This window comes from uncultured Tateyamaria sp., from assembly GCF_947504105.1.
Lineage (GTDB): Bacteria > Pseudomonadota > Alphaproteobacteria > Rhodobacterales > Rhodobacteraceae > Tateyamaria.
The window spans coordinates 1-13,643 of record NZ_CANNGP010000068.1 but is presented as its reverse complement, the minus strand read 5'-3'; the positions used below and the strand labels follow the sequence as shown (position 1 = coordinate 13,643).

Here is a 13,643-nt window from a genome sequence, read left to right as displayed (position 1 = left end):
ATGGCGACAGCCTGACGCTCACAGGGATCACATCCACCGCAGGCCTGCTCGACGATATCTCAATCGTGTAAGGCGCATAGGCCCCCCTTGGGGGCCTTGCGCCGTGTGGCCAGTCTCACCGCGCGGCGATTTTGATCACTTCTCGGGCCAGACCTGTGCGACCGCATCAGCGCCGAACCTGTCGGCGCAGAATTGGTACGTGTCTTTGTAGGTCTCTCGGACCTGTGCCCATTCTGCCGGATCCGGCTCTTCCGTGCGCGGCGAGGCGTTCACCTTGTGATCGAGCTTGGGCGCGACATAGGAAATATCAAGGAAGTCGCACAGGCTGCGGACACCGGGTTCCGAGATGAATGTTTCGTAAAAGGCGAACAGGCAATTTTCCGCACCAAAAGCGGCTTCGATGGCTGGGACGATGTTCTCATACCGCGTCCTGACCTGGCACCAGTCTGCCGTGGCATTCGCAAAGAAATTATCCTTGGAGGTTCCAATGTCCGTTTTGGTGGCCCAAGCCTTGTTGCGGGCGCCCATACGCAAGGCGGAATAGCACCGCTCGACCGGATCGCGCATCAGAAAAAGCGCCTTGGGCCGGCACCCCTCCGCTTCCAGCAGCGTCCTGGTTTCCAAAATGTTTTCTGGCTTCAGTGTTGAATAGGCAGGGGTGATGTCGCTGACCAGCTTCGCCCCTGGATTGTCCGCAAGCAGGCGACGGGCATAACTCAGGTAATACTCCAGATCGTGGTCCGCGGCGAGATAGTCGATCGCGTAGAGAAGCTGCTTGTTCGCTTCGGCATTGTCGTTGTTGTTGCGGGTCCTGCGCTCATACAGGTCCAGCTCCTCCCGCAGCGCGTTTATCTTCATTTTCACGCGCGGGGCCATACCCTGCCGGTTTGAGAAGTACCCCGTCAGAACAGAGAGTTCCTTGACCTTGCCGGTTGCGCATTCCGGGTGTGCCTTGAGATAGCTATGAACCCAGGTGGTCCCGGCTTTTTGTGCGCCAAGGCCAATTAGAAATGTTTTTTCCATCCAAAAATCCTTTTATCTTTTCAAAATTATTTCCGTACACTTTCCGTGATGGACGGGTGTTTGGAAGGTTTGCGTGTATGCTCCAGACGCTGTGACATCACATCCGATATGACATCAGGATCTAGTGCTTCTCCCAGAAAGTCATAGAGCGACGCGAGCATTTCAAGGTTTTTGACATATTTGTCATAATGCACGCAGCATCCGCGGCCGAGATGCGTATCGAGATACGCATCCAACAGAATTTCGGCCCACCACCCCGACCGCGCGACAGCGGTATGGTTTCGTGTGTCGAAGATGAATTATGCCTTCGGAAAATAGCTGTGAATAAAGTCCATGTATCTTGGGAACGCGTGGGGCCGCCCATAGGTCACTATGAACAGGAACCTTTCCGGAAACTCAGCGGGGTGGGTGATTGTAGCACTGCCTTGTGGCCCGGGTCATCGAGGTGTGTGAAGGATGCCTTTGGAACAGCCATACTGGGATTGGCGCCATCACGCCGCTGAAAGGGTATCGAGTTTACGCGACCCTGTGCTGTTCAGGTCTGCGACCCCCTCCAACAGAGCATAGTCCTCGGCGTAAAAGGTCCTCATTTCGGCCAGCAGGTCGTCAGGCAGGTTGGTACCCGTCCGGCGAATCTTGCTCACATTCTTGCGGGGCAAGGAACGCTTGACCCCCAGCGCATCGCAGATCGCCCCGAAATGGAAACCAATCTCATGATAAGGGATGATATAGTCCACCAACATTTTGCCATCGGTGTCGATAAAGAAATCGCGCTGCAAATGCTTTGCGCCATTGGCACGTTGGATGTTCCAGTCCTTGCGGGTCCAAAAGTCTTCGAAACTCAGATCCTCAGGCAGTGGATTCGCAACTTTGTTGCCACGACGATAACGATACCAGGACTGGATCCAGTCTATCGGATCGCGCATCACACCAAACCTAAAGAACGAGTCAGGGGCATAGCCCGGCTGGTTGAACAGGAAAGCATATTCGCTCAGCGCGTCTCGCATGTAGATGTGCTTGTGCTGTGCTGTGCCGCCACGCATAATTTCAGCATGATTGCCAAGCGCTTGTTCGATCGATGTCGATGCCGTTTTGGAATTGGCAACGAACACAAACCGTTTCTTGACCCCGATGAGCATTTGACTGGTCCCTTGCGCATGTCACTTTCAGTCCGCTTGGGTACACATCTAAGCTGCAGGTGCAATACCGTAGTAGATACAGTGTATCGCCACGGCGCATGTCCGCGGATTTTTGGATAGAAGCAGGATGGAACGGCACGATATACCTACGCTGGCATCGTTCCGGGTAAAACGCGATGCTGGGCGCCGCTGCGCATTGCAGATATCGCCTATGCCGTGTAATTCAGCAGTCTAGAAATACAATCAAAGGGGCCCCGAAAGATGACCGAGAAACCCTGGTTGATCCTGACTCTGAGACGGACGGGAGGCACGTCCCTGACGAGTTTTTTGGCGGAAGTATCGCAGTTTCCAACCATTGAACACGAACCGTTCAACACGGATCGGATATTTGGACATATCACCAGGGATTTCCTGGAAACGGGTGATATGATCGCAATGCAGGGCGCTGTGAAACAGGCCGTCGCGCGCAATCCAAACATCAAGCATTGCGTCGAGATTATCCCTCTCGAAATGACGCGGGCGCTGATCGACACCTGCCAGGCCCAGGGTTACGGGTTCATGGTGCTGACCCGCAGGGACGAGGCCCGGCGTATGCTGTCGCTGCTGCTGGCGATATCGACAGGGGCATGGGGCCCCGAAATGGCAGCCGACATCTACCCCGAGATCATTGCCGGCACACGGCAGGCGACACCGATCGATCTGCAGATGGTGCGCAACCGCGTACGCCAGGACTATTTCACGATCGGCCGTACGCTCAGCCTGCTGCGCAACCGTCAGATCGACTACCAGTGGCTGCTGTTCGAAGAGCTGTATCTGGGTGAGACCCCGATAGAAACGCAGGCCCCGGCCATCGCTGCAAAGCTTGGAATAGAGATCGCCGCGGACGATCCGCGCCTCATGGCCTTTTCCGAACGTGATGGCCAGAAATCAGGCAGCATTGCGCACCATGTCGATGGCTATGATGCCGCGGTCGCGCTGCTCGAGGAATTGTGCACCGCCTGAGGCACGCGCTCAGTACAGGTCCCGCCAGCTTGTGCCATCATAGCACCGCAACTTGGCGCTTGTGGCATCAAAATAGACCTGCCCGGCGGCGGGGGCGGTCGGGGCTGCCCGCGGCGCAAAGCGCAGTTGGTCCATGTGGCCGTCCTTGTGAACGGTGAAGGCCGTCACCGGAGTGCCAGCATCACTGACCGTCAGCGCAAGCGCGATCCCGTCTTCACCATCGCGCACCGCCGTCATGGATGCTTCTGCGCTGTCAGAGCCCTTGATGCTTTCCTGGTTCACAAAGCACAGCTTGGCGATCTCGGCATTGTTGCCGGTGCGGCGCCCCTTGGCCGCTATAATGGCCGTGCCCCAGTTCTCGGTCTCGACCCGGACCTCGGCGTTGCCATTCCCCTTGACGTGCAGCTGGGTGTCGGGATCTTCCGTGCCCACCCCCATGAATGCATTGGCCCCCCTGATACTGAAGCCGGTGTTCCAGATGGTGCCATCCGCCGACACCTTCACCGCAAAATTATCCGATCCGGTCAAACCCATCTCGGCCCGGCCCGAAAAGCCGGTTTGAAACAGCAGGGATGCAGTATCGGTATCGGTCGACTTGTTGACCTTGAGCTGGTGGCCCGCCCCCGCATGTGTCAGCAGCGTCGCCTCTGAAGCAACGGCCAGGCGGTTGGTCGTGTCCGATGTCGTGCCGACGCCGACACCCGTCAGGTTCTGAGTGCCCGCGTCCTGCGCCACCCATGCGCTGCCATCCCAGACCTTGAGCATATCAGCGCCCTGATCCCAGGCCCGCCAACCAACCAGCGGGGTCACGAAGTGCCAAGCGACACCGTCGAAGCTGGCCAGTTTATCATCCTGACCCGCCCACGCATTGCTGGCACCCTGAGCCAGCGCATAGACCTCTCCCGCCGCTGGCACGAGCGGCGGCTGCGTGGCCCCGGTTTCCACGACGCTCAACTGCACAAGCGTATCCAGCTGCCGCAGCGCTTCGTTATGCGTGACATGTTTCTGCGCTTGCGACGGTTGCAGATAAGGCAAGGACAGGATGGCGGAAACTTCGGACATGGGGCTGGCTCGCAAACAAGGGGATTTGCGCGAGACATTCCCAACAAAAGATTAACAAGCGCCGACACCTGCGCACGCTTTCAAGCCCCCCAGGCAACACCACCGGCCTGTCAGACGGGCCGGTGGTGCGGGCAGTGCATTAGGCCTGTGGCCGATCAGACAAAGTCGAAATCATCCGCCGTTATGTTGGCCAGGAACGTGTTGCGGATGGTGATCGTGTTCACCCCATCGTCGTTCAGGTCATAGACGATGTTGGACCCCACCTGGTTTGACGCCGCAACAAAGCCGGCAAAGTCCGTCACCTCGCCGGTATTGGCCAGGAAACGCAGGACGTCATGCTCGGTCGTGGCCGTCGCCACCGTAAAGTTCTCGATGGTGTCGTTGCCGAAATTGGCCCCCGAGAACACGAAGATATCGGCCCCCGCACCCCCGTTCAGGACATCATTGCCCGTCAGCCCGTTCAGGACATCGTCACCGATGCCGCCAAACTGGCTGTCATTCCCGCCGCCGCCCAGCAGGGTGTCATTGCCGGCATCACCATAAAGCGTGTCTTCGCCCAATCCGCCGCGCAGCACGTCATTGCCGTCCTGGCCACGGCCGATGTCGTTGTCTTCATGCCCTTCGATCGTGTCATTGCCGCTGCCCCCCAGAAGGGAATCGTCACCGGTCAGGCCATAGAGATTATCATCGCCTGCATCGCCATAGACGGTGTCATTCTCGCCGCCGCCCGTGACACTGTCATTGCCGATGCCGCCGCGCACTTCGTCCGCACCGGCCCCGCCAAAGACGATGTCGTTGTCTTCCTGGCCATTCAGCGTGTCGGCTCCGTTACCACCGAACAGGCGGTCATCCCCGGCATTGCCCATGCCGACATCATCCCCCGTGCCGGACAGGATGGTGTCGTTGCCCGCGCCACCGCGCAGGACATCATTGTCCTCAAGACCCAGGATACGGTCATTGCCAGCATCGCCTGCAATCTCGTCTGCGCCCCGGTTCCCGCTCAACAGGTCATCCCCGTCGCCACCCGAGATGGTGTCGTTGTCGGCCCCACCCCGGATGTCATCATCTCCGGCCGACCCAAAGAGGCTGTCCTCTCCCGATCCGCCCCGGATGGTATCGAGGCCTTCACCACCGATCACGGTGTCATTGCCGACCGACCCAAAGAGACTGTCATTGCCCCCTTGGCCAAACAGCCGGTCATCGTCTTCCATGCCATAAATGGCATCATCCCCGGCATTGCCGTTCAGCACGTCATTGCCCCGGTTGCCGCGCAGCTCGTCATCGCCCTGGCCACCGGCCATAGTATCATGCCCTGCTTCGCCCAGAAGGGTGTCGTTGTGGGTGCCGCCACTGGCCATGTCATTGCCACTGCCACCAAGAATCATGTCGGCGCCCGCATCGCCCATGATCGTGTCGTTGCCCGCGCCGCCTTCCATGGTGTCGTCGCCGGACCAGCCCTGCAGATCGTCATTGCCGTCCCCGCCCACGAGGCTGTCAAAGCCCTGACCGCCTTTCAGCAGATCGTCACCGCCATTGCCCAGCAGCGTGTCGTTGCCATAGCCACCGAACAGGGTGTCATTGCCATCGGGCAGGTTGACACTGCCGGGAACGATGATGTCGTGCCAGGACCCTTCGACGTTCGGATCATAGAATTCGGGCCGGATCTGCAGGTTCTCAAGATCCAGGTAGCCATTGGAATGGATCGTCGGATCATAGGCATCCAGCGATGGCAGGTTGTAGAAGTTCAGGATCACCCACTCGCGGAATTCCTGCAGGCTAAAGCTCTGGTCGCCCCTGAGCAGGTCATCGCCCTGTCCGCCGTCCAGCGCGTCATCGCCCGCACCGCCCGCCAGCGTGTCATCGCCGAAATCGCCGGTCAGCGCGTCACTGCCTGCGCCCCCGTCCAGCATGTCATCACCGAACACGCCCGACAGGTTGTCCGAGCCATCTTCGCCCCACAGCATGTCGTTGCCGCGATTGCCTTCGCCCCGGTCATCGCCCCTGCCGAACAGGCCAAAGTCGGCCTTGTCGTCGCCGTGGATCTCATCATCGCCATCCAGCATCACGAAGATGTCGCGGCCTGCGTTACCCCCGATATTGTTGCCCAGGTGATTGTCAAAATAGACATCGTCCCCAAAGCCCAGGGTTTGGGTCGCATCCTCAAGATCCAACTGGGTGTCCAACAGCAGGGACGACGTAAACCAGATATGGTCATGCCCATTGCTCTGGCCAAGATCCTCGGCCGTGTCCCCCACCAGAACAATATTTACAGTGGAATCTTCCGGCGTGTCGTCGATTTCTTCCGGCACGCCGATATCGATGAACTCGTTCAGGAAGAGGCCGGTACCCGCCTGGTTTACGCCATCCAGATTGAAGATATCGACGGACAGATCCGACAGCTGGGTGTCGCGCAGCACCACGGTGCCCCGCGCTGTGGTCAGGGTCACATCGTTCCCGTCCTGCACCATCAGGCTGAACAGGTATTCGGCGCTGCGACCCACGGCGGACATGTCCAACTTGTCGAGATCCGCGTCAAAATCCATAATCACGTCATAGCCGTCAGCCGGGTTCGCGATCACCTGCGCGGGTGTGTCGAGCCCGCCATAGATATAGTCGTGGTTCCGGCCGATCACGAAGATGTCCGTATAGGCCTCGACCGTATCGTTCATGTCGATATCCTGGCTGAGCAACGAGTTCTGGAAGTCAAAGATCCAGTTGATGTTGTCCTGCCAGAGCTGCGAATTGGTGGCCGCCCCCAGCAACGCCTCAAGCTGGGCGATGCGCGGATCCAGATGGACCGAGCGGTCGCCATAGAAGGTGTCATCCTGGGCCGAGCCCATCAGGATGTCGTGGCCCGCGCCGCCCAGGATGCGGGTACCGCCTGCAACTTCGAACGTGTCGCCATTGTCATCGGTAACACGGGCGCGGCTGATGGATCCGTCCACCAGATCATTCCCGGTGCCCCCATCGATGAAGCCGACCAGGTCAACCCCGCGCACCACGTCGTCGCCCGCGCCGCCCGTAGCACCGGCAAAACCATAATCCGGCCCCGTCAGCGGGGCGATATCGGCCACGGTGAAATGCAGTCCGGGCTGGTAGACAAAGATGACCATGTCGTCATCACCACCACCATCATTGTAACGGTCCTGGCCATGGTTGGCTTCGAGGTAATCCTGGCCCGTGCCGCCAAAGACCACGTCGCCATCATGGTCGCCAAAGACAAAGTCGTTGCCCGCACCCCCATGGACAAAGTCGTCGCCCTGGTTGCCGCCGACATGGTCATCGCCGTCCCCGCCAAAGATCTGGTCATGCCCGTCAGAACCCGAGACAAGGTCATTGCCCCCGTCGCCCCAGACGGTGTCGTCCCCTGCGTTGCCGGCGACGAAATCCTCGCCTTCACCGCCACGGATCAGGTCGTTGCCCAGGCCACCGCCGATCAGAGGGTCGTCGCCGTCCCCGCCGTCCAGCGTGTCATCACCTGCACCACCAAAGACATAATCGGCACCCAGACCCCCATGGACCGTATCGCTGCCCAGACCGCCGGACACGGTGTCATTGCCCGCACCGCCGTTCAGAAGGTCACCGCCCTCGTTGCCATTCAACGTGTCGTTGCCATCCCCGCCAAGCAGCGTGTCGATATCCGCACCGCCGGACAGCAGGTCGTTGCCCGCACCGCCTTCGAGGTCATCGGCCCCGCCTTCGCCGATCAGGGTGTCGTTCCCGCCCGCGCCATAAAGCGTGTCGTCGCCATCATTGCCGTTCATCAGGTCAACGCCGGCCCCGCCCATCAGGCTGTCCATGCCCAGGCCACCAAACAGGGTGTCTCCGTCATCGCCCCCAATGAGCGTGTCATTGCCGTCATTCCCGGTCAGCAGGTCAAAGCCCAGACCACCGGTCAGGCTGTCATTGCCATCCCCACCATTCAGCGTGTCGTCACCATCACCACCGTCGATGATGTCATCGCCTGTACCACCATGCAGGGTGTCGTTGCCGGCCTCACCGTTCAGCACATCGGTGCCGTCCGACCCGATCAACGTGTCAAAACCATCGCCGCCGTCCAGGGTGTCGTTGCCCGCGCCGCCGGCCAGGCTGTCATCACCCGCACCACCGATCAGGCTGTCATTGTCCTCGTTTCCGGACAGGACGTCGTTGCCACTGCCCCCATCCAGGGTATCGGCACCGACATTGCCGTTCAGCGTGTCGTTGTCATCGCCGCCCGACAGGATGTCATCGCCGCCTTCGCCCCACAGGATGTCGTTGCCTGCATCTCCGTTCAGGGTGTCCTGTTCCGCCGAGGCCCCGCCGCGCAAGGAGTCATCGCCCGTGCCGCCATTCAGCAGGTCACTGCCGCCACCGCCCAGGACGGTGTCGTTTCCATCCGATCCCGTGACCGTGTCATCGCCGGCAAACAGGGTGATTGAATCATCCCCTGATGTACCTGTTTCAAAGTCATCATTCGCCGTGCCGGAAATATCCGCCATTTCTGCCGTTCCCCTCATTAAGCCGCGCGCATCCATCGTTGGTGAACAGCGCCCGTCCCCACGGGAGCCCTCACGGGATGCATCGTTTTCAGCCTTTAGATTACAGTCGTTAACAGCGGCCCATCATGAACGGGAAATGCGTCAGAAGTTGGGATTTTATGTTGCGGATATGGAGCAAAATGTAGCGACTTTTGGTCGTGCCGACCCAAGGCAGGGCATCAGGGTGCAGCCCTGAAAAGCGTATTTCAGCACACTCATTTACACCTACAGCGGCGGATATTGACCCTCGTGGCCAGTTACGGCACAGACGCATAGTAACCAGCGCGCGTGCCAGGCCCGAATGTGCCGAGAATGAAAGACATAGCCTTATGCCAAAGACCCTGTTCATTCACATCGGCCACTACAAGACGGGCACAACGGCCCTGCAGATCTTCTTTGAGCGCAGTGCCAGGCTGCTGAAGAAATCAGGTTTCGAATACCCCGACATATGGAAACATAATTCGAAGCACTCGGCCTTTGCCTTTTCGATCCTGCGCGCGGCAGGGGTCGAAAAGATCATGTTCGACTACCGCGACCCGACCCCGCCCCGCGCAATGTGGGGCAACCTCTTTGATCACATCCGGGCCAGCCGCTGCCAGAACACGCTGATCAGCTCTGAAGAATTCATGCGGATCGGACAGTTCCCCAAGGCGACCGAGATCCTGCAGACGGTCATGAGCGAGCGCCCCTCGGACCTGACGGTGAAGGCGATCGTGTACCTGCGCGACCCGGGCTCGCACGTGGCCTCCTGGCACAACCAGTTGATCAAGATGAACTTTCCCGTGGCTGACCTGAGCGCGGCCCTGGATGGCGACATCGAAGACATCCATTACGACTACCGCCGCGCGCTTGAACCCTGGATGACCGTACTGGGCCGCGAGAACGTGATAATCCGGCCCTATATCCGCGATCTCGACCGCCCGGCGGCCCTGCACCACGATCTGTGCCAGAGCGTCGGCATCGCCGCGGCAGAGGGCGACATCCAGATCGAACGGGATCCCAACCCCCGCTTCGATGACCGGGTGATCGAACTTGTGCGGCTGATGCAGAACATGAAGTTTCCGCGCGCCACGATCAACGCGATCCGCAACCAGGCCGTCACCTACCTGAACGCACAGGACGCGGTGCGCTACGGTGGCGATGACGGCGTCGGCAAGGCGCGCGCGCAGGCACAGGAGGCGCTGGACTGGCTCTCGGATCTTCCGGATTGCGCATTGCCCCTCGACGCGTTTGCTGCGTCCCTGCCCACCGCTCCCGATCCCCAGAACGTCAATTCCGACCTGCTTTTGGGCTTTGTCCTGTCCGAGCTGATCCAGCTGCGGCAGCGGGTGAACAATTATAATATTTCCGAACTTGAAACGCGCCTGGCCGCTCTCGAGGCCAAATTGGGCGGCAAGGATCAATCCCCCTCATGAAAATTCTGTTTTATAATTGGGTCGACTATCTAGACGACGAAAAGCGAGGCGGTGGTGTCACCGTCTATCAACGCAATTTGATCCAGGCGATGCGCGCCGAACAAGGCATCTCGTGCACTTTCCTGTCCTCGGGCATTTCCTATGACGTGTTGCCGAATCCGCCACGGTGGGAACAGGTCAAACACGGTGCAACCGAGGATCGCAACATGCGGTTCGAAATCGTGAACTCAGGCGTCTTGTCGCCCGCACACCATTCCTTCGGGGACGAACGCCAGGTCACGGATGCCGACACCGAGGCCGTGTTCCTGGACTTCCTGCACAAGAACGGCCCCTTCGACGTGGTCCATTTCAACAACCTCGAAGGGCTGCCGGCCGGAGTGCTGAAGCTCAAGGAACACTTCCCTGAAACCCGCGTGCTCTTTTCGCTGCACAATTACTATCCGGTCTGCCCGCAGGTGAACCTGTGGCACCAGGAACGCGAGAACTGCGTGGATTTCGACCAGGGCAGGAAATGTGAACACTGCCTGCCGCATCACCATGATGTGCGGGTGGTCGAACTGGCCAACGGGGTGGCCTTCAACCTCAAGAAACGCGGGATTCGGCCGGGCAGCAAGGCCTTCGACCGCGGCTTTGGGCCCGCGATGCGCTTTGCCGGGCGGGCCGTGCGCTTCTATAACCGGCGCTTCCGCAAAGGCGCGACAAAGCCCGCGGTCCAGTCGCTTCCCGGCCCCAGTGGCAGCCGCCTGTTGCGCCGGGTCGAGGGCAGCCATGTCAAGTTCGCCCGCAGGCGGGCTGCCATGGTCGAAGCCATCAATACTCATTGTGATCACGTGCTGTGCGTGTCGGATCGGGTGGGTGTCGTCGCCCGCAAGTTCGGGATCGCCCCCGACCTGATCCAGACCAGCTATATCGGCACCCAACATGCGGCAAAATATGCTGAAACCACATCACAACCGACCCTCACAAAGCCCGACGGGACGCTAACCATCGCCTATCTGGGCTACATGCGACAGGACAAGGGATTCTTCTTCCTGCTCGACACGCTCGAGGCCGCCCCGGATGCCATCGCCGAGAAGATCAACGTGGTGATTTGTTCGCGGCTGATCGACCAGCACACCATGGACCGCATCACGCGGTTGTCGGACCGCTTTGCGTCGGTGCTGTTTGCCGATGGCTATGCCCATGACGAACTGGACGAATTGCTGGCGGATGTCGATCTCGGGATCATCCCGGTCCTGTGGGAAGACAACCTGCCCCAAGTGGCCATCGAAATGCATGCCCGTCACATCCCGCTGCTGACATCGGACCTGGGCGGGGCACAAGAGCTGGGCAACACCCCCGACTTCGTGTTCAAGGCCGGTGACAGCAAGGACTTCGTCAAGAAGATCGAGGCCATGCTGGGTGGTGAAGTCTGGCTGGAGGACTACTGGAAGAACGCCATGGCGCCCTATTCCATGGATGATCACGTGCAAGAGCTCAAGGATGTCTATGCACAACCAGCCCGCTCCATCGCATTGATGCCCTCGGCCCCGCCCGAGGTTGAGGACGAAACCGACACCGTCACTGACGCCGAAACCATCGATGACCCCTTTGCCGGAATGACCGAGGAAGAGGTCGAGGCGACGGAACTCAAGGCCAGCCAGGACGGCTGAGCAGGTGTGATGCGCAAGGCGCCCCGGCGCCTGTGCGCCTCGGCAGGGCAAGGTTTCCGGAGGGCCGTGACCGATGGTCATGTCTTTGGACCGCACAGCCCTGACCCCCCGCATTTACGGGTGCTGGGGGCGGTAGGGTGATGGGCCTGGCCCAACGTCAGCGCCCCCCCTTTTTGGGTGGGTTATGTGCCCGCCCAAAATGATTTAAGCCTCTCATCTTACACAAGATTCATTTTTTACAAGATTCAGTTAAGGTTATCTCATGCCCAGTAATCCCGGTACGCTCTTTCCGCCTGTCGAAGTCGGCGGCTCCCTCTCTTCCATCAACAACGAAGCAGACATCGTCATTTTGCCGAATGGCGACACGGTGGTGGTCTGGACCGCCCGTTTGCCGGGGCGCGACGTGGTGCATATGCAGCGCTTCGATGCGCAGGGCGATGCGCTTGGGTCCGCAGTTGAACTGGGTGACGGGTCACAGGCGCAAATCGAGGTTCTGGCGGATGGCGGCTTTGCCGTGGCCTGGAGCACCGGGTTCGAACTGGTCGGCCTGCGGTTTGACGCGGCAGGCAACGATATCACCGGCAGCGTGGACTATACCACACTCCCATCCATCGAAGACCTGGAGGTCGAAGAAGGCAGCGGGGTCATCTTTGTGCCGGGCACAGGTACGATTGAGCGGTTTGGCACCGAGATCTTTGGTCAGAACGTGCTCGGGCCGAATGACCTGCCCGATGTGTTGGGCAATGTGGCCTTTGATGGCTTTTCCCTGACCGGCCTGACCGGCGGCGGCTATGTGCTGACAGGCAGCTATTATCGCGGGGCCGATGCCGGGTTTGACATGTTCGCCATGGTCTATGGGGCAACCCCCGGCGATCTGGTCCCGGTCGCGATCCGTCTGCCGGACGAGCTGCACCCGGCGCTGGGTGACCAGATCAACCAGCAGCGGGCGATGGCCACGGCAGCGCTCGAGAATGGTGGTTTTGTCCTTCTGTGGCGCAATGACGATGTGGCGGGCGGCTCGGTCACCGAATTGCGCCTGCAGCGCTTTGATGCCACCGGTGTCGCACAGGGCGGGCCCGAGACGGTGGCCAGCAACCCCGAGGGGCTGTTTGACCCGGTGGTGACATCTTTGCAGGATGGCGGTTTTGTCGTGGCGTGGAGTGATGTGGCCAATGATGCCGCGACAGCTGATTTCGGCAACGTCATGGTGCGTATCTACAATGCCGACGGCACCGCGCGCACGGATGCCTTTGTGGCACATCCCTTGCCGGGCACCCATCTGAACCCGGCCGTCGTGGCGCTGGACGGGGGCGGGTTCATCGTCACCTGGAGCCAGTTCTTTGCCTCAACCGGCGACTGGGAGGTCTTTGGCCGTGGCTACAACGCAGATGGCTCGGTGATCCCGGCGCTGCAAAGCACCGGCATCTTCCCATTGGGCCTGTCCCTGGGGCAAAGCTATGTGGACAGCGCGCTGGCTGTGACCGCCGACAATGAATTGCGGGTGGTCTGGACCGAGCAGGCCCTGGCCGGCCTAGGCAGCGAGAGCCTGTTCAACAATGTCGAACTGATCGGGTTCGATGCGCTGGTCCCCACTCTCTCGGGTCCCAACCTGTTCAACGGCACAGAAGACGCCGACACGCTCAACGGGTTCGGTGGCAGTGACACCCTGAACGGCGGCGCCGGCAACGACACGCTGATCGGTGGCTTGGGCGCGGATTCGATCGCCGGAGGGGCGGATGATGACCGGGCCTTTGGCAACCAGGGGGCTGACACGCTTTTGGGTGGGGACGGGAATGACCGTCTCGACGGGGGGTTCGGCAATGACAGCGT

Annotated in this window: 7 protein-coding genes and 1 pseudogene; 4 read left to right on the top strand and 4 right to left on the bottom strand. The window is 60.1% G+C overall.

From position 1 onward, the window contains the following. Positions 1-135 precede the first annotated feature (135 nt). Both Q1A75_RS22185 and Q1A75_RS22180 read right to left on the bottom strand, forming a co-directional pair. Entirely contained in the window at positions 136-1,023 is an 888-nt protein-coding gene (locus Q1A75_RS22185; RefSeq protein WP_299548478.1) for a sulfotransferase, read from the bottom strand. Between the two features lie 491 nt (positions 1,024-1,514). Continuing rightward, complete coding sequence (locus Q1A75_RS22180) at positions 1,515-2,162, bottom strand: hypothetical protein (RefSeq protein WP_299548475.1); 648 nt, start codon at positions 2,160-2,162, stop codon at positions 1,515-1,517. A gap of 261 nt (positions 2,163-2,423) precedes the next feature. Here Q1A75_RS22180 and Q1A75_RS22175 point away from each other — a divergent pair, with 261 nt between their 5' ends. Beyond that, positions 2,424-3,164 carry a hypothetical protein gene (locus tag Q1A75_RS22175; protein ID WP_299548472.1) on the top strand — a complete coding sequence of 247 codons (741 nt, stop codon included), beginning with the start codon at positions 2,424-2,426 and terminating at the stop codon, positions 3,162-3,164. Between the two features lie 9 nt (positions 3,165-3,173). On the opposite strand, the gene Q1A75_RS22170 is transcribed toward Q1A75_RS22175, so the two are convergent. Next, on the bottom strand, positions 3,174-4,226 hold the full coding sequence (locus tag Q1A75_RS22170) for a DUF2793 domain-containing protein (RefSeq protein WP_299548469.1): 1,053 nt from the start codon (positions 4,224-4,226) through the stop codon (positions 3,174-3,176). A gap of 155 nt (positions 4,227-4,381) precedes the next feature. After that, the gene (locus Q1A75_RS22165; RefSeq protein WP_299548466.1) at positions 4,382-8,707 is read right to left on the bottom strand and encodes a hypothetical protein; all 4,326 of its coding nucleotides are present in this window, start codon (positions 8,705-8,707) and stop codon (positions 4,382-4,384) included. Between the two features lie 368 nt (positions 8,708-9,075). Here Q1A75_RS22165 and Q1A75_RS22160 point away from each other — a divergent pair, with 368 nt between their 5' ends. From Q1A75_RS22160 to Q1A75_RS22150, 3 genes and pseudogenes are all read left to right on the top strand, one after another. After that, positions 9,076-10,161, top strand: coding sequence for a sulfotransferase family protein (locus Q1A75_RS22160; protein ID WP_299548463.1), 1,086 nt, complete (start codon positions 9,076-9,078; stop codon positions 10,159-10,161). After that, complete coding sequence (locus Q1A75_RS22155; RefSeq protein WP_299548460.1) at positions 10,158-11,813, top strand: glycosyltransferase; 1,656 nt, start codon at positions 10,158-10,160, stop codon at positions 11,811-11,813. The genes Q1A75_RS22160 and Q1A75_RS22155 overlap by 4 nt, the downstream gene beginning before the upstream one ends. 262 nt (positions 11,814-12,075) lie before the next feature. Continuing rightward, positions 12,076-13,643: pseudogene (locus Q1A75_RS22150) on the top strand (hypothetical protein); the annotation flags it as partial.